Consider the following 22,731-nt stretch of genomic DNA (forward strand, 5'->3'; position numbering starts at 1 on the left):
AACGCAGATATTGCTATAAACCCTTACATTTATTGCGTAAAATCAATCAATAATCTCTGAACGCAGCCTTCCCTAACTCATTGATATTTAGACTCAATGAACAGGAAATGAATAAATTTACCAAAAACCACGTTATTTTCTTGATATTTTTTCACTTTTGCCTGTATTTTAGCTTTGATAATCTCCATTTTTTAGCTAATTTAACCCTATTTAGCAACAACATTGAAACAAGGTAATTCATGAAAAGAACACTTGCTGCCACTCTTATCGCTAGCGTGACTACTATTCCAACAGTAAACGCTATCGAGATATTCAAAGATGAAAAGAATAGTGTCACGATTGGCGGCTTTATCGATGCTCGAGTTATTAACACTCAAGGCGAGACTGAGTTGGTAAACGGCGCATCGCGTATTAACTTTGACTTTAAACGCCAATTGAAAAACAACTGGCAGGCTTTCGCACTACTTGAATGGGGTGTAAACCCTGTTGGTAGTAGTGATATTGTTTACAGCAACCGCTTCGAATCAATACAAGACGAGTTTTTATATAACCGATTAGGTTATGTTGGTATTAAGCACGATGAATACGGCCAAGTTACCCTAGGAAAACAATGGGGCGCTTGGTACGACGTGGTATACAGCACCAACTACAGCCTAGTTTGGGATGGTAATGCCGCAGGTGTTTACACCTATAACAAAGACGACGGCGCGATCAATGGTACTGGTCGTGGTGATAAAGTGCTGCAATACCGTAATCAATTTGGCAAGCTGAGCTTTGCGGTACAAGCTCAGCTAAAATCTGATGATTTTTATACTTGTGACGTCGTTGATATTTCCAGCAGCTCATGTGAAACCCTATTTAATCAAGGGGATAGTGCAGCACAAATGGTAGAGTTTAATTCAACCTACGGCGCTTCACTCACCTATGCAGCAACCGAAAACTTAACCCTCACAGCCGGTGTTAACCGCGGCGAGTTTGATATTGTGTATGCTGCTGGTCGAAATCAATCGGTTAAAGATTTAATTTATGGTGTCGGTATTACCTACGGCGATTTCTATAAGCCAGGTTGGTATGCAGCTGCAAACATCAATAAAAACGAAAACCACGATACCGATAACCTAGGCCGCTTAATCAAAGATGCCGTTGGATTAGAGTCGCTTGTTAGCTACCGTTTTGACAATGACGTGCGTACATTTATCGCTTACAACGTATTTGATGCGGGCGATGACTATGTGATCCAACCAAATTTTAATGCTGATCCTAATGATGTTTTTAAGCGTCAGTTTGCCGTGATAGGCGCACACTACTTTATGTCTGAAGACACCATTTTGTACATTGAAGCGCGTAAGGACTTTAGTGACTTCTCAAGCGCCGATGCCGCGCAAGAAGCACAAATGTCACAAACCGAAGATGACGGTATCGCCATCGGTTTCCATTACACGCTTTAAGACTAAGCACTGTAATAATAACTTCAAGTGCATCAAAGCTCATGACTTTCATGAGCTTTGATGCACTAATTGATTTCAACATTCTGCCCGTGGCTGTATCTGGCCAAAATATACGATATTGAAAACTTACAAATTTACAGTGAGTTTAAAAATGCCAACACGGCTGATTTATCATTTGCCGACAAGCTTTCGTAAGCGACCCTCGCCGCTTGTGCTTCACCATCATGCCATAAAATGGCTTCTTCAATCGTTCGCGCACGACCATCGTGCAGATAGCTTGGCTCAGCGCTACAAAACTCATTGCCTTGCCCACCTAACACATTATCAACACCACCTGTCACACAAGCAGACAATCCAATCCCCCATAATGGCGCTGTTCGCCACTCAGCACCGCTCGCGATGCCTTCACCTAAGTTATCCGCAAGACCTGGGCCCATATCATGCAGTAATAAATCGGTATACGGATGGATCGTTTGCGCACGTAACTCCGCAAATGGATGATACTCACTGGTTTCAAATGTTGCTGTATGGCAACCTTCACAGCCAATTGAGGTAAAGCGTGCCTTTCCTAATTGCACCTCAGGGTCGTCAAGCCCACGCTGCGCTCTTACACCCAATAAAGCGATATATTTGCTTAACGCAGTGAGATGTTGATCAGACACTTCTACACCGCCACCTCCGCAGCTTGATTGTGATGCCCCACAGTCAGGATTTTGAAATACCGAGTTGGTTACTCCCATATCCGTATTAAATGCACTAGCGACTTGGTGTTTAATTGATGCCGCCGCAGCTTTGTAGCCAAAGCGTCCCAATCGTGTTTGACCGGTAATAGGATCGTTCACGCGCTGCACTTTGCCCGAAATACCGTCGCCGTTACTGTCGTTTTCATCCGCCAAGGCTAACACCGCACTCTCTGGTATCGCTTCAAGTAAGCCCAAGCCCACCAGCTGAGGCGCGATACGGGCTGAGTAGCGTGCTGGAGTGGTTTTATTAAATTGGTAATTGGGTGAACGCAAACCATTATTTTCAGTCCACGAAGCAATCGTTACATCTCCCTCGCCTTGCGTCTCGGTATCTATGCCTGTGTTTTTAGGCTGTAACACATTCCCCAATAAGGGATGGGTGTTGCCATTGATATCGGCCACTTTAAACACCCATTTTGCCAATGAGCCACCAATAGCGGGTGGCGCCGCACGACCATTGCGAACATGGCAAGCTGCGCAACTGTCGTTGATATAGTGTGGGCCTGACTTTCCAACCACCGCACTAAACACGCCATTTTCTCCGTTGCGTTCATCGTGCTCACCATTAACAAAACTACTGTGGTGAACACGCCGCCCCTGAACAAATGCCTGTCCATTTTGGCTCGATAAATTGGTCGCCATTTGCATAAAGTGATTATCAGGCTCATTGGTGTAATTGTATGGCAATGTGGTTTTGCCTCCCAACCACCCCGCTTCTGCAATCGGGTAAGAATCTTCGCGTTGTGATGATGGATCAGCAAAGTCGCCAACGGTTTTCCATGGGACAAGCCCTTCACCTACCATGTATAAATACGTTGTACCATAATAATTTTCTCGTCCTTCTGGTGGCGCATCAAGAAACTGGCTAACTTCAAACTCCATGCGCTGACCAACTTCAAGAGGCAAAAAGCCTGCCGCAGGGTCCCAATTTAGCGGTCTGTAGTCATCAATGATCACTCTATAACGATATTGATCACCAGAATCACTTATCTTATTAAAGTTCGTATCATAACTGCCGTTATCAAGCTCAACGACCGCACCGCCACCAAAGTAATTACCGTGGTACTCAGCAACTGTGCCTAACCCACGATACCAAGCACGAAATTCGCGCGCACCGAGTTTCCATTCTGTAATAAAGGTCACTTCAATGCGTGAGCCGCCTTTAGCTACAAAATCAGCGATTTCAAATTGCGCAGTTCGATGCGTCCAATAATGCGATAAATAGTGATCATAGATTTGAAACTGATCTTCTTTTGCATGGCGGTCTCGGCCGCGATCAGCAAAACGCGTAATTAGCGCATCTCCACGGTCATAACTCACAGCTTGCTCTAAAGGTGTTGTTGCATCATAAAGTGGCACAATAGTGCCAAAGCTGATCTCACAACCTTGGCTGTCAACTTGGCGGCCAGTAGGTGTATTGGGACATTGATCTAGATTATCTGGTACACCATCGTTATCGCTATCATTGTTAGATGAACCAGCGATATTGAACTCAAGCCAGTTTAGATTTAACTCGCCGCCCGCCATTTCAACACGAACGGTATGCACGCCCTCATTTAACGTAATCGACGCAATATTTTGACTAATAAAGGTTTGCCAGCCACCCGTAGCAGGCACAACGGTACTGGCAACTAGATTACCATTAACAACAACATTATATGCTCCATTACCAACTTGGGAGGCAACGCGTGCAGTCAAGTTATAGCTTCCCGCGCCTAAATTAGCCTGATATTCGAGCCACTCTCCCGCCGACGTCCAACCTACGTTGTAACCACCGCCGTTGTCGCTGGTCAGCTCAATATCAACATCATCATTGCGATATTCGCCACCTGTATTGCCTGCATCATTATCAAAATAGTTGCTGTAGTCTTCCGCTTCGATACGAAGTTGTTCAGTGATTAAAATGCTACATCCATCGGAGTTTACCACATCCCCTACAGGCGTATCTGGGCACTGATCGATACCATCATTGACGCCATCACCATCGCTATCGTTACCAGCTGAGGATTCTGAAAGTATATAGGCCTGCTCTGCGGTATCTACGACCGTTCCGTCCTCCTGTAGGTAAGTAAACCAAAAACTAACCACATCCCCCACTGCTAGCCCAGATATTGTCAGCTCATTGCGACCATTAATCACTTGCATGCGGACATTTTGCTGCATACCGCCGTTGACTCGATAATGAACATCCGCCCAACCGGTAGTGTTGACATAGAAAGTTAAGGTATCCAGAGAGACCTGTTCCAATCCATCGGGTAAATTATTCAGTGGACAGCCATCCGCATCAACTTCTTCATTTGGTTGAGTATTTGGGCACTGATCGAGGCTATCCTCAACACCATCTTGATCGCTATCGACAGGCGCACTACCGCCCCCTGTCCAGGTAATATCGTCAATTGCCATTTGAAAAGAATAGTTAGGTTCTTGCCCAGCGACAGAGACAATATTGAAGTGATTTTTAATTGATTGTAATGCCACTAAGCTACCCGCTAACTCAGTGATCGGAATACGTACTTCACCCCATTGACCATCACGAACAAGGCCATACTGATTGGTGTTCGCGGGGAATGTGATCCAATTCTCATTAGTATAAGTGTCAGCGATGCCAATTCTGAAACTCACATCCGCAGGAATTTTAATCTTAAAATTTAAATAACCATCCCTAAAGTTGCTCATGTCTCGTGCTTGACGGCTTTGAATACCGGCTCCAAACCACTGCGCTGGCGAATACTGCCATGCAATCACCTCGTTGCCTTCATAGGCAGGGGTATTACCCTGAGTGAGTGAGTTTTGGTTCCACACATAAATATCCGCGTTGCTTCCCGGCACTAACTGATTATCGCTTGGCCCCTCACTAAAAACGCCAAAGGTGCCAACTTCGGGCGCAGTGACATTGCCGCTGAACACTTCACCTTGACCATCTAGCTCATAAATACGCACATAATCCACCACCATTTTCCCAGGAAGTGGCGCGCTCACCTGTTCATTGCTAAGCGCGTCCGTAAATAACCCGCCGACAGCCAAATTCATCAATAGATAAAATGGCGCGTTGAATTCATTTGACTCTTCACTAATGGCAAACGGGCTATCGAACATATCATATTCGACCCCATTATCCTCAACTGTGAAACGGATCGTTTCTTCGGTCCAATAAGTACGATAGATAACAAAGCGGTTGGTTAGGGGGGTTGAGGACAAATGTGCATTATCGGTTTTGTATGCCACACTTGCTGCACAGTTTGGATTACCTTCATTGCAGGCGGCATCTGCATAAAAAATTAAGTTTGAACCTGTATAGTTATTGCTTGGCGCACCGGGAAAGCCTGCATCATTACGAGCGGCTTGAGATTGGCCCATCTCCATGATGTCGATTTCGCCTTTTGCCGGCCAGCTAGCTGTACTCGTCCCTAGCATCCAAAGTGCAGGCCAAAGCCCCGTATCGACATCAGATACCTTCATTCTGATCTCTATCATGCCATATTGCACAGCAAGCTTATTCTTACTCTGGATCTTACCTGAGGTAAATGCCTTTCCGCCTATCGCTTGATTTTTTGCTTCAAGAACAAGGCCTTTGTTTCCCGCCTCGCCTACAATGTCGCTAATATAGACATTATTTTCACTGTACCACTGTAATTCTTGATTACCCCAACCACATATTCCTTGGTCACAACCATCCCCGACATCTATGTTCCATGTGTTGGTATCTAAATTATTAAAATTATCTTCCCAAAGTAAATTCCCCACAGCCGCGTTACTTTGCGAAGACGCACAAACAATTAGACTGATAACGCTAATGTTTGCGAGCTTTGCGATTAACTTGCTACTCGTTTTCACTTTATGTCTCCAAATGTAATGTATAAAACTGCTTTAGTGATCAACCACTAAAACACGGATCCTTTTAATCACTTCATAAACCGCAGAAATGAAAGCGCTTACATTTCAATCCATAACAACCCCGAACAATTGAAAAATATAGCGCTTTTCAAACACACAAGCTTTACTACACACCTTTCAGCGCGGTGTAATCGTATGTTGAATGTTAAACCTAACATGTAAGCGCTTACATTAACAAGAAAATAACAACAATTGTTATATTTTTTACTTTTATCAATTGATGGACTAACGACAAATCGAGCGCTGTGACCAAAGCACACTCAGGGAAATAAAAGTCAAACCGCTGAGGTCAACAGACACGATGGATCTCATATTCAAAGAAAAGTGGACTGTTTTCATCATGCACTTGCTGTGAAAACCCAAGCTTTTTGAGCAACTGAATGGACGCATGGTTGGATTGCTCCACTCCCGCAATGAGGGTACTCCAAAGCTCTACATTGGTAACTGCATGGATAAACCCTTGCAGCAATTCACTGGCGTAACCTTTGCCCCAGTGCTTTTCAGCCAATAAGTAACCGATATGCGCATCACTTTCGTTTTCAACGTAAACAAACAAAAAGCCAATTGTCTCATGCTGCCCAAGCTTAACTTGTAGTAAGCGGCTCTCTGAACACATACGCTGAAACCAGTTTTCGGCCTGTTTTGTTGAGTCAATACCATGAAAATAAGGGGGAAGGTTTTCAACTACATTAGAACTCAGGACATGGGGAATTTGCTCTATCAGCCGTTCACGATCGAGTGCTGGAAGATCGTCGTTAACCTCAATAATGTGCAACCTTAAGGTCTGAAATGATAATGCCATTAGCTTCCTACTTTTTATCAACTCGATTGTTATCCTAACTAGGATACTAGCATTGCCTCTTTTAATGTGTAAGGCGTACGCAGCTATTTGCTGCAACAATTGATTGGATATAGGTTGCACAATCAACAAGATTGACATGCACAAAAGTCTAGCGCTGTCATTTTTATTTACTTGATAAAAATTCAATATAATAAACAACTTAAAAAACAAACAACTAAAAGATCTACTGAAGTTATTTGCCATCCCCGCTTGAAATATGTTGAAAAATTAAACAGATTATTTAACAGATAAGTACTTAGAAATAGGTATTTATCTACATTACCGAATAATCAAAGATAAAAAATAACTGGATACAACATGAAACTGAAAAAAGTAAAATTAAAAAACCTTAACGCAAATAAAGCGCTAGATTCTAAACAAACGAAAGAAATAGCAGGCGGAACCGGCGCTTACAGTAAAGACTACGGCGCATGCTATACCACTCCTGAATTTTGCCCAACGGTTTATATCTGCTAAGTATGCCAAGCCCAGCAACTAGCTGGGCTTAGTTTTAAGTAAAAAGTAATTGAGAAATAGCGATAACTGAGAGTTATGGATCGGAATATTAGCTATTGTTATTCGCATATTTCCTGCTTCGAATAACTATAAAAGCCTTTAATGCCCAAGGAGCACTGATAGCGAACACAGTCATCAAAGCTGAACTCGTGAGAATAACCAGAATAATAGTTATGTTTAACTTGGATTTTTAATTTTCTGAACTAATGGGGAGCCAGTAAATATTCTAAGTTCATTCATCCGTCCCAAGCTCTTCATTTTCAGGCTACTTAGTGGTCGCTGCCTTTTTATAATACACACCAACTTCTTCGGTGAGTAAGGATAGGCTTTGTAGATTACTCTTTTCTTGATCTGTGAGAGAAGACCAAATAGGTCGGTTTGCCGGCAAGTATGGGGTCACTATCCTATTTATTGAATTTGATATTATCTTAAGGTGGTCAAACACTCTGACTTGGAATTTCTCCAGTCCATCAGTTCCTGATCTCGAATCAATCTCTAACATCACATTTTGCAGAGAAGGAAAATATAATTGATTACCGGGATGAACTGCGTTGTACTGCATCTTGAGTAATATTCCACTTAAATGACTAATGTTAATATTTTCACCTTGTTCAGCACCAAATTTAATATCTTGAAGAAGTAGATTGAGTTCAAGATTTGCTTTTCGCAGGGTCTGCTTTTGAACTTTTTCTTCAGCGGAACTTTTCTGAATCTCAGCATATTGCCAAGATACAAAACCGATCACTACAGAGGACAAAAACCAAAGTACAAAAGGCTGGTTTAATATTTCTAAAATTCTTCCTCGGCTCATTCCTAAACCTCACAATTAACACCGTGTAATGTTAATTTATCTTAGCAGAGTAATGGCAGAGCACATAAACGAAACAAATCGCTGTTTTCAGTGTAGCGCGTTATCAAATTTGAGAGAGTGCTTATTTCAACGTTAATTGCCATATAGAAGCCCGTGGTAATCCCGTACAACACTTCACCATGGCGTGCTGGCAAAATAGTGAGACAAATAGTCTATCAATGCCCTCACGGTTGGAGACATATACTTTCTCGAAGAATAGAGCACATATATATTCATATCGCTTGGCTTCCAATCAGGCAATACCTGCTTAAGCTCGCCAGATTTGATGTAGCGGTTAACCAAATAAGTGGGTTGAATTGCCAGACCAGCGCCATTTAACGCTGCGTGCAATAAGGCCGTTGCTTCGTTCGCAGTTAAACGGCAGTTTACGGCTACCGACTGTTGTGAGTTACCTTTGCGCAAATGCCAGATATGCTGCTGAAAGTTCTTATACCCGAGGCACAAGTGCTCAGCTAGATCATCTGGCTTTTTGATTTCACTTGTATTCGCAAGGTATTGCGGCGACGCCACGATAACTGAGCTACATACTGCAATTGATTTACCAATCAAAGAAGGGTCCGGTGCAGAGGCAATACGAATAGCAAGATCTATCTGACTTTCAGTGAGATCGGCCACAGAATCTTGCAAATCAATGTCAATATTTACGTCAGGATGTGCTGACATAAACTGTTGAATAGCGGGCACAAGTTGAGAAAAGCCAAAAGACATACTGGTTGCTAGTCGAACCGAACCAGACAGTTTGCCGCTGGTATTCGCCAAGCCGGTTATGGTGTCGGCTTGCCTCAGCCACTGTCTCACTTCTTCCAAGCAGGACTCCCCAGCTGTAGTTAAAGACACTCTTCTCGTGGTGCGATGTAATAAACGAATGTTTAGCCAGCTCTCCATTGCTTCAATGTATCGAGTTACCATAGGGCGAGACATATCTAGCCTGTCAGCCGTCGCGGTAAAGCTACCCGTGATTGCAACGTCGGCAAAGACCCTAGCAGCGATGAGTCTATCCATTTATTTGCTCGATTTATGAAACAATGATGTTTAGTTTGGCATGTTTTTCTGAGCCTATCAATTTCATATCATCTGCTCCGTACTAAACCTATTGAGGCAAAAGATATGAAATACCTAACGTTGATAGCAGCATCGATTTTATTAGCGAGCAATGCGATGGCAGCAAACACCGCCCCACTTACACTGGATGTTTATAACGCTGACAAAAACAGCTTCCACGTTAACTCAACACTGGTGATTGGTGAGAGTGAAGTGATGGTCGTAGATACAGGTTTTACCAAAGCGGATGCTCTACGCATAGCAGCCAAAGTACTCGACAGCGGCAAAACCCTAAAGACGATTTTTATCAGCCAAGCTGATCCGGACTATTATTTTGGCGCGGAAGTGCTACACACTTTGTTCCCAGAAGCTAATATCCTAACCACAGCGGCCGTAAAAGCGGTGATTGAAGAAAAGCTCGCGGGTAAATTAGCATTTTGGACACCAAAAATGGGCGCGAATGCTCCTGTAAAACCTTACATTCCAACGGTTGTAGAAGGTGATACACTCTTTGTAGATGGGCACAAAATAGAGATCCATGGCACGCAATCTGAGCTGGCACACCGCCCCTACTTATGGATCCCATCAAGTAAAGCGGTTCTGGGCAATGTTGCAGTCTACGGTAATGTGCACTTATGGATGGCCGATGCGCAATCCCAACGCAGTCAACAAGCGTGGAGTCGCCAATTAAAAGAGTTAAAAGCACTCAAGCCAGAGGTTGTAATACCTGGTCACATGAAAGCAGGCACCAAACTTGATGCAAGTACCATAAGCTACTCGCAGCAGTATTTAGGCGACTTTAGTAAGGCAAAAAACAGCAGTAAAAATAGCGCCGAACTGATTGATAGTATGTCTGCACGCTACCCTGATGCAGGATTACCGATGGCGTTGGGTATTGGTGCTAAGGTACATATGGGAGAGATGAAATGGTAAAAGTGCACTACTTCTTCGACCCCATGTGTGGCTGGTGTTACGGTGCGACTTCACTGTTGGATGCGATTGCAGCCAACAGTGACCTCAAGCTTGAGCTGCATCCTGGAGGTATGATTGCCAACCAATCTATAGAGAAAGCGTTCGGCAACCACATTCTCACAAGCGATGCGCGTATAGCCAGCATAACAGGCGCGCAGTTTGGCAAAGGTTACATCCAAAGGGTGAATAGTAACGAGTCGATGATCCTTGACTCATACATCACCGCTCGTGCCATCATAACCGCTGAGCAATTGGGCATAGCGCCACTTAACATGCTTAAAACTATTCAGCACGCACACTATGTAGAGGGCAAACAGGTTAACCGAGCTGAGGCTATAGAGGAGCTAGCCGTTGAGCTTGGGCTAGATAAAAACCACTGGCAACGAGCTATGCTGGCAAATCAAGGTGCTGAGCAAACAAAAATCGTGCAAAGCCGTCTATTAATGCAAAAGCTTCAAGTTACTGGCTACCCCACCCTTATCCTTGAAAAGCATGAGAAACAGATAAAGCTTCCGCATACTGCCTATTACGGTAAGCCCGATGCTTGGCGCCAGCTAATTGATGACTATATACACTAGTTCTATGACAAGCTTTTGAATTGAAATTGGATCTGCTGTTACGCTAATGCGAGCCCCAAAAGGGGCCGTCGGCATATCCGCTACACAACTTCGACGTTGTCACACCAATTTGCATTTAGATTGCAACCAACCTTGCCTCTGAATTACCTAACTTTTTGGAATTGCCAATCCTTTAATTCGATAACGGACATGCTTTTATCAGCGGTTAGTTCGTAGAACTTACCCGGTCTAAGTTCTACTATAAATTCATTATCTGCTTGTCCACTGTAAATCTTGCTCTGTAAATTCCCCCAAGCAAGATGTAAATCGCTGTCTCTCTGTTTAATGGTCAACCGTCCAACATCCGTGTTTTCGTATACACCTTCAAGTAATGACTTAAGCGAAGGTGATATGCTCCGGCGTTTTGACAAGTCTTCTCTTTTAGCGGCAATTTCTGCCTTTGCTTTCTCGACATAAACAGCAAGATCAGTCATCTCCTCTTGATGGAATTCAATAAGCTTACTCACATCTTGATTAGTTAACATTTTATAAGCGATTTCAGTTATTCTGCCATTTAACTCATTTGCAATGAGCCCACTTTCGTTATGAACAACAACGACACCAAGGTTTTTTTCGGGAGCGTAAGATACTTGAACAGAAGCGCCATCAAATCCCCCTGTGTGCATTAACACACTTTCACCAGCGACTTTTGAGTGCATCCATCCCCATCCATAGCCGGAAAAATAGCTATCGATATCACTGACTAGTAGTTGTTGAGACGCTCTTACAACCGACTTGGGAAACGCTGAGCGCTCTGCATTTATTGGTAGCAAGTGGGTTATCAACTTACCCCAATCATTTGGTCTGGCAAAGATACCCACTGAATACAAAGTCGCATTGTTTTTATTCATATAAATCTCAGATTGACCACTTCGAAATTTATATGAATATGGGCTTGGAATAGGCCAATTTTGCAATCTCGCTTGGTCAACATCTGCTGTTGAATTTTTCATTCCTGCAGGTAAAAGCACTAGCTCTTTAATCGCATTTGTCCATCCCCCTTCATAGTTCTCGTCAAACCATATTGCTAAAAGATTGTATCCAAGGTTTGTGTAACCAAACTTACCTTTTTTAATTTTCGGGTGCGGTTTTAGCGAGGAAACAAAATGAAGTCGTTGCTTTTTGTCATGGTTTCCAGTGTAAGAAAAAGTCCATGTCATCGCGTCATTTGTTAACCCGGAGCGATGAGACAATAAATCTCTGACTGAGTAGTTGTCAGGATTGATAAAAGAAAACTTAACGTTTGGAAATAACTGCCTCAAAGTAGAGTCCTTAGAAAGCAAACCTTCTTTTTCAGCCTGTAATGTCGCCAGCCCCATTATCGCTTTAGTTGTCGAGGCGAAATAGTAAACCGAATTTGTATCGACAGGGATCTGCTTTTCAACATTCGCCATACCAACGTGAACTTCGTGAGTAATTTGACCATCTTTAATCAATAAAACGGATGTGCCTGAAGCCGACTTAGTCAAGGATTTAGCTTTAACGATAAAGTTGTCTAAAGGCGTATATTCTGACGCTACACTGACAGAGCTGATGAAACAAAGTAAATAAACGAAGCAAACAAAAGTTTTACTAGGCATGTAATTCCCTTCTGAATAGATAAGTGCTGCATTGTGCGTTATAGTGTACACAATATCACTGTACGCAATAACGCACAACATAATGAAAGTTAAATCGGAAATTTCCAAAAACCTAGGTGTTAGATTAAAAGACATCAGAAAAGAGAGAGGCCTAAGCCTAGATAAATTGGCCAACATGACCGGCATCTCCAAGGCGATGTTAGGACAAATTGAAAGGTTTGAGTCTAGTCCAACAGTTGAATTATTGTGGAAGTTGGCGCAGGGTATTGGCATAGAGTACACAGTGTTACTTGATCCGAGCGACCCGCAGAATTCGAATAACTCTATCAACCAAGAAGGCTCTATATTTGCTCCTGTTTATTCATCTAACGGGTGCAAAAATACCGAGGTGTTTGTCATTTCTCTCATTCCAAATGATGAACACTTAAGAGAGCCGCTTGATAATGTTGCCGAAGAACTTGTTCATGTTCTAGAGGGTCAACTTGAAGTTTTTTATGACGGTGTTTGGCATCTCCTTAAAACTGATCAGAAAACCAAGTTTAGTGCTGCGCAAAAGCATGGTTATAGAGCTTTAGATTCTGCTACAAAGTTTATTAACGTCATAGTTTATAAGTGAATTTCATTTTAACGAATTTTTGCCGATTGACTTTAAACAAGCAGTCTCTGATATTTTAGACTCTTAAGTATTGTAGTGTGCGTCCGCTCATCACTATCTTCAACTTTTGAGCGTCATGCAAAATGTGAGACTTACCCACGCTATCAATACTCAATTACACATTTATGTTAATTCTAGGATATATTGCCTCGTTCATTTTCATTGCAAACAGCATTGGGTGGCTATTCACTTTGTCCTCAAGTGTATGATAATCCTGACCAAAGCCCGTATCATGGAATTGGTTTTCGAAGCTTTTACTTAACTCATTCAACCTAATATTGCCATAAAGGTCCTTTGCTTCGATGCCTTGCCGATCTGCACTAGAGAATCGAACAATTTGTGCAAGTCCTTCATGTACCTGTTCATAGGCATTTTTTAGCTTATTGTTTTCGTTAATTATAGACTCAAGATCCTCACGCAATTTATCGTCTACACTTCCACCAACGAGCTTTAGTGTGCCATCTTCCTCTTGCGATAAATCTAAAGAACTCAAATCAATTCCTGGATTTAAGCTACTTTGTTCTTTTTTAAATTTTTCAAACTCGCTTAAGGTGGTTGCAAACGCCTCTTGCGTCTCTGCCATCACTTTATAATTTTGTTTACTAATCTCAAACGTTTCTTGTTTTAATTTTTGGATTTCTTCTTCAGTTAATACTGGCGTATTTTCGGCTGACAATGCCGCAGCGTTCATCTCCTTCTCTGGTGCTTGAGGTTCGATGTTATGCGCCTTAGCCACCTTTTTAGCGGTTAGGTTACTGGCTAAATTGACCTGCGAATTAACTAGTGGTGAATTGGTGTTCACTGTTTCAGTCCTTGATAGTGGTAACTTAATGTAGAAAACATTAACATTTGTGCTGATTTTCTCAAGGAGAAAAGAAAACAACATTTGTAACCGCTTTTAAAAGACTAAAATATTGTATAAGACATATTGGCATAGAGAAAGTTAACTCTATGCCACTTTAATGAGGAAGTTAAGGTATAGGTCAGCAATGATATTTTCACTACACAAACCAGATTTTGGTGACAAAAAACTGCCTTACTCTTTTCAATATTAACGGCTAGACAATTAAGAAATTAATTCTTCGTAATTCGTCATCATTAGGCGAACTTCTATATCCCATTGCTGACACATCTATTTCGCTTTGGTTAGCATTTACTGCAAGGCTCTTTACACCTTCCTGAGGATCTTTAATACTCAAAATTTCCAAAGTACCGAGTACGTTACCGCTGTCTCCGCCAATAAAGTCAATATCTAACTCACCATGGTGGCCTGTTTTAGCGACCACCTTAAAGACGCCATGTTCACCTCGAGGGATTACTTTACCATCAATTGAACTGCCATCACCCTCAACCCAAGAGTCTCGAGTGACTTTCGTAGTAATTGATTGATTTGTTCTATTCTTAATTGTGACATTCGCTGGACTGGACATAAACAAACTCCTTCTTTCGAACTTGTGCTTGAAGGCCTTCCCTCAAGCTGCGCACAAAGTATAGAAACGAAAAATGAGTAAGGACATTACAGCGCATTACAAAAAGTACTGATGGGATTTGCCATATTTTTACCCAATGATAAGCGTATAACAAATTTGTACAACAATGCCACAACGCGAAATACATAAATAGGCTGACTGAAAATTGCCCGAAACAACGACCTGTTAGTCCCATTGAATGCTATATACTCTGGGCCATTGAGTTCTAAATTTACATTGGATATTAGCTAAATGATCCACGACAATGCTTTACTTGTTACAATGAATTCATCATGGTTTCAAGATTACTCCATGTAATTGAACCACTTAGACTAATTTCTCCGACACCATTCAATGAATCTATATTCATTCTTACAATTTTAGATAGTTTTTCTTTTCTATTATTAGAATCAACTAAGTCACTAAATTTTAATATTCGTGCAGCTAGTGGTGGCAACTCAAAGCCATATGGGTTAACTGGGTTAGACTTAAATACGGACTTGGCACCAGGTTTCGATGAAAATATCACAGCATTGTTTTGTTGGCGGTACTCAAATCTGCTCCCAATTTGCCGCATGACCTTCCCAATATCTGACAGCTCATTTGTGATCAGCGCACTATCACCAATATAGTAAAGTTCAGTTCCTTCCTTATCCCCTAATAGCATGCTAACCCTAGTAAGGGCATCAGCCATCTCATCATTTGGGTAACATGCATCGATCATTAGTGTGAAAGGTACGTTTGCCATTGACAGCGCATTGTATAGCTGCTCTACAAGAATAAGGCCATCTCCCGACTCACTAAGTGAAGGGCTATAGCTCTGTGCAGCTCGTTCCGCGTAGTCTTTATTTACATTACCTTGAAGTAGTACGATTTCTCCATTAGGTAAAGAAAGGGCATGCCCTGTGTAATATACCACTAGGTGCTCTACAGGATTCTCAAGAAGCTCTAGTGTCAGATCCACCGTCCAATCCAATAACTTATCATCACTGATCGGCATTTGTTTGGTGCTATTCAGTTGCTTTACAAAAACTGGGTCATAAGATTCAAAGAATTGCCGCATCAAAAAAGAAGCTTCTGTAGATTGCGGTATATCTAATGACCGAAAGTTAGCGTAATGTGCATTGGCAATTGTAACCACTCCAAATGAATTGTTCGTTTTTCGTTCTTGAACAGGGTTTTCATTACCGATCTCTGCTACTCTTCTAGAGCTCAATTCATTTAATACTAACGCACCTTTGTCAGATAAATCAGTAGCAACATAACTTGCTTCCATCACTTCATAGGCAAATACGATAGGCGACTTAATAGAAAATGATATTTCTTTTCTATCTTCAATATTATCTGAAAAGTTAAATGAGCCAAGTCTTGCTTTCTCAACTTTATATCCAGTTTTAGACATATCAACTAGCGTTTTGACACCAGATTCATTTAGCGCGCGAACCACGTACTCAACGACACCAACATACGCGCGACTTACAATAATTGGCTCTATATTATTTTCCATAGCCGCCTGCACTAAAACATTTTTTGCAATTTTCTCCTTCAATGCACCAATTGGTAATTCTGCAATAAATGCATCTTTAATATTAAGAGTTACTTCCAATTGTCCATCATTAGAAAACGCATTATTAAACAAGCTGCTTTTTCCACCAGCCTGAACATTGGACATATCGTTAACAACTGCTTCTATAGTAAATTGTTCACCTCTCAAAATAGATTCATCATCAGCATCACCCGAGCTGTAAACCATAAATGATGAATTGCTTGGGGATAGTATTGAGCCCGGAAAGCGAGCATGTTTTGGAGGGAGATTTAACAATAATTTGCTTGGTTCGACATTTACAGCAGAGGCAATTGCTTCCTTTAATGTTTTCTTTTGTATATCTCCAATAACGAAAACAGCAATGCCAACTACTGCGGTTATAAAAACAACAATTGCGAGTGATTTTTTCATGATGGTCCCATAAATTCCTATTCACCTGTTGTTGCTCCAAAGCTACTATTGAGAAGTGTTTTTGATTGCATAACAACCGTAATCAACGAGCTATTGGGCTATTATCTATCTTTAAATCGTCTTGTTTCCATCCATCTTATACCTCTACCATTTGCTCTAAATAATTACTATTACAATGTTTACATTCACTCTACAATCTTATTCTAGGACAAAAACGAGTAAGTGGGAGGAACAACAGCAATTGGCAGAAGAGACCGAGCCGTTATATGACCCAGTTTATGGATTTCAGCAAAACCCACGCTATAAAAGAAAACCGACACGGGCTTTTAGGGATATTATTGACCTAAACCCCGCACCAAAACAATACGAAACAAGGTGGTTTAGGTGTGGCTACTGTACGAATATTTGGCAACGCTCAAGTATAGATATTCCTTATTCTGTTGATGAAACACCGTGCCCATCTTGCGATCGCCTAATCAGAATAGGTTAAGGCAAACGACATGATTAACGACAAATCAAAAGCCCTACTTGAGCAAATGAGAATTGACGCTGATGAATACTTTGAAAGCTTATATAAAAGGTTTAATGATGATTACAGAGTATTTGCAGATGTTTTGGATAGCTTCAATCGCAATACAAAAACGCAGCCCGAATTCGCTTTTAGAGATTTTTGGCAGCAAAAGTACGCTTCTTACCCCATAGAATCAGAACTGTGTAATTGGGCTTTTGAGCTTTTTAACAATTTAAAACGGTTTTACTCAGGAGGTGTATTTGAGCTATTCAAAACCAAGCAAGTCGAGTGGGGAGCACCACCAATCAGAATTAAACGCGAAGACGTACCAACGAACTCAGATATTGAGCAACTTGAAGATGAAGTAACTATATACCGTGGTTTATCACCCGACGAGTTTGAAAGTAAAAATTTCGCACAGTCTTGGACTATAGACTATGAAACAGCTAGACGATTTGCTCATGAAATATATAAAGATAAGATTCAAGGCATAGTTGTTAAAGCGATTGTTCCAAGAAACAAAGTTATCTATTTTGATGCTTCTGACAATGAGCAAGAAGTGATCATTGAATATAGTTCAGTAAAAATAGCGGAGATATTTGCTCCAACAAAAGCTATCAAACCCGTTAGTTGAAGTACTAATAATCAGGTAATGGCCAACTATCTTCTTTATTAAAACTTGAGCGATCGATGAGCTTCTCTCTACGTGGTACACTTCGCGATAGCAAAAGCAACTAGTACGAATGAGTTTTAGAAGATTAGTAGAGAAAGTACCATTTGATCTAGTTAACTGAGATCTAGCATTTAGTTGGATTTATAAAGGAATTAGTATAGTTTTGGTAACTATGAATAAGACTTACACTTCACACAACAAATATTGGAGTTTGTAGTGACTTACAAATTTATAGTGGAAAGTGTACTAAATAAATAAAAAGCAATTAAAACAATAAGATATGATAGTAAAAGTTTAGTAACCCTAAAAGAAAAGTCAAAAACATAACGATTCATTTGTATTGATCAACTTGACGCGCTTCGTGCCACTACAAACAGACTTCAAGGCATGAATCTGAAACTCTGTTGGGTAACGTCTTCGGCTTAACCAACCTGCACTTTGATGTAGGTCGGTATAAGGCGCACAGCGCCGCCATCCGACAGAAATTATGCATTTACTCAGAAACAATACGACTTACCGCGTTACCCTAAACACTCTTTTATAGCTTTAGTCATTTCTAAAATTTCAGGGCCATGCAAACCCAAAGTATTACGATTAAGGTTAGCAGCCTTCATGTTTTCAATATGCCTAAGCCAAGTCTTATGGTGATGCTCATTTCTTTTTATAACACTAATTCTAGATTCTTTTGTTTTAATTTTCGTCCAGTTATCATGCTCAGAGTCGATATAGCGATGATAAAGGTAAGAAACGAGAAAGGTAGCACCGATAGTTGTAAGCTGCTCCCCCCCTTCAAACGGAAAAGTATGTCTATGAAATTTAGTCACTATCACTTTCTCCAACTCAAGAGCTTCAATTATTATTTATCCACGCTATCCATAATTCTTTTAAGTAGCTTTTCTTGCTTTCCTTCCAACACATCAATAAGCTGCTTCGAGAGTTCAGTTATATTTTTTATCATCTTTTTATCTGCTCCATAAGCTTTCCAATGAATTGGCAAAACAAATGGTTCAAATCTACTTTTACCAGCCACATCTTCTACGTAAAGGACATAGCCATTTTCAAATGGATCATCACCACTATGAGCCGCAAGGTTATGCCTCATTCTTCGTAACTCATCATGAATAACAATGTATTGCTTAGGTACAAGTTTCCTATTTAACTGAACTCCATGTCGCCCTTTTGTATCGGCGAAACACTTCCAGTAAGTCGTGAGCATTGACACAAATAAACTGTGCAGGATTGGTTTATTTTCAGGTGGTTGAACCTTTCTATCAAGCAAAGTCATAGCAATGTTTCCCCAACTCAACACACTTGCCAAATCAGCAATGATCAACTTATGGCCAATATAGCTTTGAGATAATCTATCACCTAGGACTCGGGTTTTAAGGAGTTTTCTACGGTACGTCACTTTGTGAACTAACTGCCCTTTATCAGAATCAAAGAAAGCTTTAACCTCAAAACCTCCAATTTTTTCGTAGTACACTGAAACTCTCCTTTGGTGCTTACAAATTACTCCCATAGCCCGTGCGATTATTAGTTGCCCGCACTTGCTAAAACCAGCTTATATTCGTCAAACATTTCTTTGAAATTAAATGCCGATTCAGGATGGCTCAGCATGTACACCTCATTAAGCCCTGACTTTGAGCTAAGGTGGAGTTCTCCATACTGAACAACAGGAATTTGATAGTTGTCTGTATAACGTTTATCTCTGCTGCCATCTTTATTTGACATTGCCCAAGTATGATCAACCACTTCAGCATCACTAGGTACGGATTCACTTTCTATAAAATTTGTCAGAGTAAATTCTACATCAACGTCAAGTAAATCAATCAGAGCGAAGTCATCGCCGCTATCGACAAAGAGAAACTGAGGAAAAATATGCAAATCACCACCGTTAGCATTTTCTAAATGAAGAGCTTTGTAGTCACAGTGTATTTTGCTGTTGCTTGTTCTCTTTAAACTGATCTCTTTGCGCTCAATGACATTGTTTGCAACCGTTCTTTCTGCAACACGATCTATCGACTGCGATGTTGTAATATCCCATACTTTCTTTATGTTAAGAACCTCTGAGAATCTATCATCAAGAGTACCAAAAGCGGCTTCAAGCTGGTCAGTCAGCTCAACTTCAAGCCCCAACGTGTGATTTTCATAATCTTGTTCTTTTTTCCTTAGAACCTCGCTAGTTTTTGCTATAGCTTGTTTTTTTGATTCGATCTTACTTTGAAAAAAAAGTTTTAGAGGAAACCAATTAATCCACGAAAGCTCTGACTCCTGCTTTGTAAGCTGTTCGTTCGCGGCATTGATTTCACTTTTGAGTTTACTCTTTCTACTCTCAATTTCAGTGAGAGTAGATTTGAGCTCATTCAAACTCTGTGATGACAACCTTCCTACTGCTTTGCTTTTGAAGTAAATCTTATCGAAATTATTCATACCTTTCCTATGAAATTACCTTGATGCTCACGCTAGCACTTTAGCTGTTACTAGTTCATTATTCGCGATTCCAATCTCCTTAGCACTGGCGACCCCGAAACAAAAGATTAGGTTCTCGACTTTTACTAAATTAAAAACTCGTAAATAGTTGCTAAACCTGTTGTTTCGCTATCTATTTTGAAGCCTATTCACTATCCATCTATAGCTGCATGGTTTTAGCTCAACTAAATCAGATTCACGCCTTTCTGCATTAAGCCTACCAAGTTGCTCAAGAAACAGGTCATACACCTTCTGATACCTCACCACCGTATGCGTGCGAAGGTATTCATTGATCACCTCATCAATTAGGTCATGTACTTCTCGAGGTAGTTGCTTGGTTCGATTGCCTTTGGCTTTATGTTTGGGCATTAGTGCGTTTTTATCCCAGCCGCTTTCCACAAAGGTTTTGTTCCAATGGGCTAGCGTGCGCCATGACGGTGGGCTGCTGTCGTTTATCTCCGCCGCCTTTTGAGCAATAAACGGGGTTAACCATTTCTCGGTATATGCTGGAACACTTTGCTCAATTGCGCCTTGCACATACTTGTAACGTCGCTCCATTTCTTTTTTGGATGCAACATCTTCCGCAGTTTCAGCTTTAGGCTTTTTAACGTTACTGAGTGATTTAAAGGTTAGCTTGGTTGGTAGCTCACGCCGCGCGATAGTTCTGAGCTGGCCGTTTGAAACCAGTTGCTCAAGCTTTGGCTTTGCAAAATTAAAACGTCCGCCGCTTTCAATATCCGTCAACACTACATTTGTACCCACAATGCTTTCAACCGCAAAATAAGAGCATGAAAGCTCCGATAGGCGTTTTACTAAAATCAGGTCGGGGTTTTGCAAGTCCATTGTGGTGGCATTTCCTAAAACGACGGCAAAGCATAAGTTCAAATAGCGTATACCCTAGTTGAGCATCACCAATACAGATTAAAAGTGTTCATTTAGGGTAGTTTAAGGCGTTAGTACGCACTATGTTTATTTAGTCTAGATGCTAAATGAACAATTGCCATGAGTAAGATTGGATATGCGCGAGTTTCGACAACCGATCAGTCTTTAGATTTACAAGTAGCCAAACTTGAAGAAGCGGGTTGTGACAAGGTGTTTACCGATATGGCGTCAGCGTCAAATACCAAACGCGATGGGTTTCAAGCCCTACTTGACTACCTTCGTGCTGGTGACACCTTAATTGTGACTCGAGTCGACCGTATCGCTCGTTCCGTTCTCGACTTACAAACCTTAGTAAACCACCTAAAATCCAACGATATTCAGCTACAAGCGCTAGAACAACCCATCTCAACCGATTCAGCCTCAGGCAAAGCCTTTTTAGATATGCTTGCCGTGTTCGCAGAGTTTGAACTCAATATCAGAAAAGAACGCCAGTTCGAGGGCATTGCAGCCGCTAAAAAAGCGGGTAAATACAAAGGCCGCAAGCCAATATCTGAAAACGTAAAACTTGATATCCACCGCTTGTACAAGCAAAATCAACCTATTGCAGCAATCGCTAGAGAATTAAAACTCTCTAGAAATACGGTTTATAAAATTATAAATACTGCTGACTAACGCAGTTACAAGGATTTCATATGGGAAGTGCAAGGATTTCAAGCTTAGGGGAATATGTGAATTTAGTATCTGGGCTTGAAAACGACTTATGGTTTAGAGGTGTGGCGAGCATAGACTTTAAGCTGACTCCTCAAGTACAGTGGATGAATCTAGATGCTGAAACCGAAGGCAATATAGCCTACAGATTTTTGAGGGATTATGGCAAATATGTTGAAAACGATGAAACCAACCCGTGGAAAGTCTACGCGTTAATGCAACATCACGGCCTTCCTACGAGATTACTTGATTGGTCTAGGTCGCCACTTGTTGCACTTTACTTCGCTCTCACTCAAAAAACTGATCTTAAGAACAACCCCAGAAAAGGGGTTTGGGTGCTTGACCCCCATTTAATGAATGAGTTTTATACTGGCTCCGACTTGGTCTATTGCCCGTCTCAAATGGGGTTGCGCCGAGTTTACAACCTCAATAAAGTTGAAAACCCGCCGTACAAAACAAATGGAAAAGGCAAGTTGTGGGAAAGCCAGATACCAAAGCAACACATTGAAAATAAGATACCATTCCAACCTCTAGATGAGTATCTGCCATACCCTTTGTACATTCTAGAGCCCAATAACACCTTAAAAGCCACTGAGTGGAATAGCCCATTGGCAATAGAAGCGACTTCTAATGCTGGAAGAATGGATTCTCAACATAGTGCATTTACAATCCATGATGAAACATCTCCACCACTAGAGATACTATTTAAAGAGCACAAAGGCATTCTAAGATTCATTGAAATTGCTCCTAACAAAACACAAGATATGCTGGAACATTTGCGCCGCGCTGGTATCCATCACGAAAGTATATTCCGAGACCTTGATTCTTTGTGTAAAAGGATTAAAGATGAGTTGCACTTAACCTAAGTTACGCTTGTTAATGAC

The 22,731-nt window shown here is 41.2% G+C and carries 20 protein-coding genes; 8 read left to right on the forward strand and 12 right to left on the reverse strand.

Annotated elements, in window-relative coordinates; genetic code table 11:
- Positions 1-239 precede the first annotated feature (239 nt).
- Entirely contained in the window at positions 240-1,448 is a 1,209-nt protein-coding gene (locus tag GSF04_RS16420; protein WP_039497186.1) for a porin, read from the forward strand.
- Between the two features lie 134 nt (positions 1,449-1,582).
- On the opposite strand, the gene GSF04_RS16425 is transcribed toward GSF04_RS16420, so the two are convergent.
- Together GSF04_RS16425 and GSF04_RS16430 are read right to left on the reverse strand one after the other, a co-directional pair.
- Positions 1,583-6,025, reverse strand: a complete 4,443-nt coding sequence (locus GSF04_RS16425; RefSeq protein WP_211857917.1) for a di-heme oxidoredictase family protein — start codon at positions 6,023-6,025, stop codon at positions 1,583-1,585.
- Positions 6,026-6,374: 349 nt separating this feature from the next.
- A complete protein-coding gene (locus tag GSF04_RS16430) occupies positions 6,375-6,887 on the reverse strand; it encodes a GNAT family N-acetyltransferase (protein WP_211857918.1) in 513 nt (170 codons plus the stop codon).
- A gap of 357 nt (positions 6,888-7,244) precedes the next feature.
- On the opposite strand from GSF04_RS16430, the gene GSF04_RS16435 reads away from it, so the two are divergent.
- On the forward strand, positions 7,245-7,403 hold the full coding sequence (locus GSF04_RS16435; RefSeq protein ID WP_211857920.1) for a hypothetical protein: 159 nt from the start codon (positions 7,245-7,247) through the stop codon (positions 7,401-7,403).
- A 304-nt stretch (positions 7,404-7,707) separates the two neighbouring features.
- Here the strand turns inward: GSF04_RS16435 and GSF04_RS16440 are convergent, their stop codons facing one another.
- Positions 7,708-8,253: a hypothetical protein gene (locus GSF04_RS16440; RefSeq protein ID WP_069018636.1), complete on the reverse strand. Its 546-nt coding sequence runs from the start codon at positions 8,251-8,253 to the stop codon at positions 7,708-7,710.
- Positions 8,254-8,427: 174 nt separating this feature from the next.
- Positions 8,428-9,315: a LysR family transcriptional regulator gene (locus GSF04_RS16445; RefSeq protein WP_130163803.1), complete on the reverse strand. Its 888-nt coding sequence runs from the start codon at positions 9,313-9,315 to the stop codon at positions 8,428-8,430.
- Between the two features lie 105 nt (positions 9,316-9,420).
- Here GSF04_RS16445 and GSF04_RS16450 point away from each other — a divergent pair, with 105 nt between their 5' ends.
- Complete coding sequence (locus GSF04_RS16450; protein WP_211857922.1) at positions 9,421-10,287, forward strand: MBL fold metallo-hydrolase; 867 nt, start codon at positions 9,421-9,423, stop codon at positions 10,285-10,287.
- The gene (locus tag GSF04_RS16455) at positions 10,281-10,904 is read left to right on the forward strand and encodes a DsbA family protein (RefSeq protein ID WP_211857924.1); all 624 of its coding nucleotides are present in this window, start codon (positions 10,281-10,283) and stop codon (positions 10,902-10,904) included. The genes GSF04_RS16450 and GSF04_RS16455 overlap by 7 nt, the downstream gene beginning before the upstream one ends.
- 143 nt (positions 10,905-11,047) lie before the next feature.
- Here GSF04_RS16455 and GSF04_RS16460 read toward each other — a convergent pair whose 3' ends face one another.
- Positions 11,048-12,523 carry a serine hydrolase gene (locus GSF04_RS16460; RefSeq protein WP_211857926.1) on the reverse strand — a complete coding sequence of 492 codons (1,476 nt, stop codon included), beginning with the start codon at positions 12,521-12,523 and terminating at the stop codon, positions 11,048-11,050.
- A gap of 82 nt (positions 12,524-12,605) precedes the next feature.
- Here GSF04_RS16460 and GSF04_RS16465 point away from each other — a divergent pair, with 82 nt between their 5' ends.
- Positions 12,606-13,139, forward strand: a complete 534-nt coding sequence (locus tag GSF04_RS16465) for a helix-turn-helix domain-containing protein (RefSeq protein WP_211857928.1) — start codon at positions 12,606-12,608, stop codon at positions 13,137-13,139.
- A 154-nt stretch (positions 13,140-13,293) separates the two neighbouring features.
- Here the strand turns inward: GSF04_RS16465 and GSF04_RS16470 are convergent, their stop codons facing one another.
- From GSF04_RS16470 to GSF04_RS16480, 3 genes are all read right to left on the reverse strand, one after another.
- A complete protein-coding gene (locus GSF04_RS16470) occupies positions 13,294-14,064 on the reverse strand; it encodes a hypothetical protein (protein ID WP_249122405.1) in 771 nt (256 codons plus the stop codon).
- Between the two features lie 172 nt (positions 14,065-14,236).
- Positions 14,237-14,608 carry a hypothetical protein gene (locus tag GSF04_RS16475; RefSeq protein WP_039497169.1) on the reverse strand — a complete coding sequence of 124 codons (372 nt, stop codon included), beginning with the start codon at positions 14,606-14,608 and terminating at the stop codon, positions 14,237-14,239.
- Positions 14,609-14,924: 316 nt separating this feature from the next.
- Positions 14,925-16,604, reverse strand: a complete 1,680-nt coding sequence (locus tag GSF04_RS16480) for a hypothetical protein (RefSeq protein ID WP_211857930.1) — start codon at positions 16,602-16,604, stop codon at positions 14,925-14,927.
- A 500-nt stretch (positions 16,605-17,104) separates the two neighbouring features.
- On the opposite strand from GSF04_RS16480, the gene GSF04_RS16485 reads away from it, so the two are divergent.
- Positions 17,105-17,749: a hypothetical protein gene (locus GSF04_RS16485; RefSeq protein WP_211857932.1), complete on the forward strand. Its 645-nt coding sequence runs from the start codon at positions 17,105-17,107 to the stop codon at positions 17,747-17,749.
- Between the two features lie 560 nt (positions 17,750-18,309).
- Here the strand turns inward: GSF04_RS16485 and GSF04_RS16490 are convergent.
- The 4 genes from GSF04_RS16490 to GSF04_RS16505 all read right to left on the reverse strand — a co-directional run bounded on the left by GSF04_RS16490 (position 18,310) and on the right by GSF04_RS16505 (position 21,100).
- Complete coding sequence (locus GSF04_RS16490; RefSeq protein ID WP_211857934.1) at positions 18,310-18,612, reverse strand: hypothetical protein; 303 nt, start codon at positions 18,610-18,612, stop codon at positions 18,310-18,312.
- Between the two features lie 32 nt (positions 18,613-18,644).
- On the reverse strand, positions 18,645-19,271 hold the full coding sequence (locus tag GSF04_RS16495) for a hypothetical protein (protein ID WP_211857935.1): 627 nt from the start codon (positions 19,269-19,271) through the stop codon (positions 18,645-18,647).
- Between the two features lie 50 nt (positions 19,272-19,321).
- Complete coding sequence (locus GSF04_RS16500; protein WP_211857936.1) at positions 19,322-20,218, reverse strand: hypothetical protein; 897 nt, start codon at positions 20,216-20,218, stop codon at positions 19,322-19,324.
- 168 nt (positions 20,219-20,386) lie between these two features.
- Complete coding sequence (locus tag GSF04_RS16505; protein ID WP_211857937.1) at positions 20,387-21,100, reverse strand: hypothetical protein; 714 nt, start codon at positions 21,098-21,100, stop codon at positions 20,387-20,389.
- 159 nt (positions 21,101-21,259) lie between these two features.
- Between GSF04_RS16505 and GSF04_RS16510 the strand changes: the two genes are divergently transcribed.
- Positions 21,260-21,811, forward strand: coding sequence for a recombinase family protein (locus GSF04_RS16510; RefSeq protein ID WP_211857938.1), 552 nt, complete (start codon positions 21,260-21,262; stop codon positions 21,809-21,811).
- Positions 21,812-21,831: 20 nt separating this feature from the next.
- Positions 21,832-22,713 (forward strand): FRG domain-containing protein, encoded by an 882-nt coding sequence (locus GSF04_RS16515; RefSeq protein ID WP_211857939.1) that lies wholly within the window; start codon positions 21,832-21,834, stop codon positions 22,711-22,713.
- Positions 22,714-22,731 lie beyond the last annotated feature (18 nt).

The organism is Pseudoalteromonas sp. A22 (genome assembly GCF_018141345.1).
Classification (GTDB): Bacteria; Pseudomonadota; Gammaproteobacteria; order Enterobacterales; family Alteromonadaceae; genus Pseudoalteromonas; species Pseudoalteromonas maricaloris.

Excerpts from the sequence above, each read along its gene's own strand:
- GSF04_RS16515 (WP_211857939.1), top strand. The coding sequence starts at position 21,832 with ATGGGAAGTGCAAGGATTTCAAGCTTAGGGGAATATGTGAATTTAGTA.
- GSF04_RS16460 (WP_211857926.1), bottom strand. The coding sequence starts at position 12,523 with ATGCCTAGTAAAACTTTTGTTTGCTTCGTTTATTTACTTTGTTTCATC.
- GSF04_RS16420 (WP_039497186.1), top strand. The coding sequence starts at position 240 with ATGAAAAGAACACTTGCTGCCACTCTTATCGCTAGCGTGACTACTATT.
- GSF04_RS16450 (WP_211857922.1), top strand. The coding sequence starts at position 9,421 with ATGAAATACCTAACGTTGATAGCAGCATCGATTTTATTAGCGAGCAAT.
- GSF04_RS16510 (WP_211857938.1), top strand. The coding sequence starts at position 21,260 with ATGAGTAAGATTGGATATGCGCGAGTTTCGACAACCGATCAGTCTTTA.
- GSF04_RS16465 (WP_211857928.1), top strand. The coding sequence starts at position 12,606 with ATGAAAGTTAAATCGGAAATTTCCAAAAACCTAGGTGTTAGATTAAAA.
- GSF04_RS16455 (WP_211857924.1), top strand. The coding sequence starts at position 10,281 with ATGGTAAAAGTGCACTACTTCTTCGACCCCATGTGTGGCTGGTGTTAC.
- GSF04_RS16470 (WP_249122405.1), bottom strand. The coding sequence starts at position 14,064 with ATGTTGTTTTCTTTTCTCCTTGAGAAAATCAGCACAAATGTTAATGTT.
- GSF04_RS16500 (WP_211857936.1), bottom strand. The coding sequence starts at position 20,218 with ATGAATAATTTCGATAAGATTTACTTCAAAAGCAAAGCAGTAGGAAGG.
- GSF04_RS16435 (WP_211857920.1), top strand. The coding sequence starts at position 7,245 with ATGAAACTGAAAAAAGTAAAATTAAAAAACCTTAACGCAAATAAAGCG.
- GSF04_RS16475 (WP_039497169.1), bottom strand. The coding sequence starts at position 14,608 with ATGTCCAGTCCAGCGAATGTCACAATTAAGAATAGAACAAATCAATCA.
- GSF04_RS16505 (WP_211857937.1), bottom strand. The coding sequence starts at position 21,100 with ATGGACTTGCAAAACCCCGACCTGATTTTAGTAAAACGCCTATCGGAG.
- GSF04_RS16430 (WP_211857918.1), bottom strand. The coding sequence starts at position 6,887 with ATGGCATTATCATTTCAGACCTTAAGGTTGCACATTATTGAGGTTAAC.
- GSF04_RS16440 (WP_069018636.1), bottom strand. The coding sequence starts at position 8,253 with ATGAGCCGAGGAAGAATTTTAGAAATATTAAACCAGCCTTTTGTACTT.
- GSF04_RS16480 (WP_211857930.1), bottom strand. The coding sequence starts at position 16,604 with ATGAAAAAATCACTCGCAATTGTTGTTTTTATAACCGCAGTAGTTGGC.
- GSF04_RS16445 (WP_130163803.1), bottom strand. The coding sequence starts at position 9,315 with ATGGATAGACTCATCGCTGCTAGGGTCTTTGCCGACGTTGCAATCACG.
- GSF04_RS16485 (WP_211857932.1), top strand. The coding sequence starts at position 17,105 with ATGATTAACGACAAATCAAAAGCCCTACTTGAGCAAATGAGAATTGAC.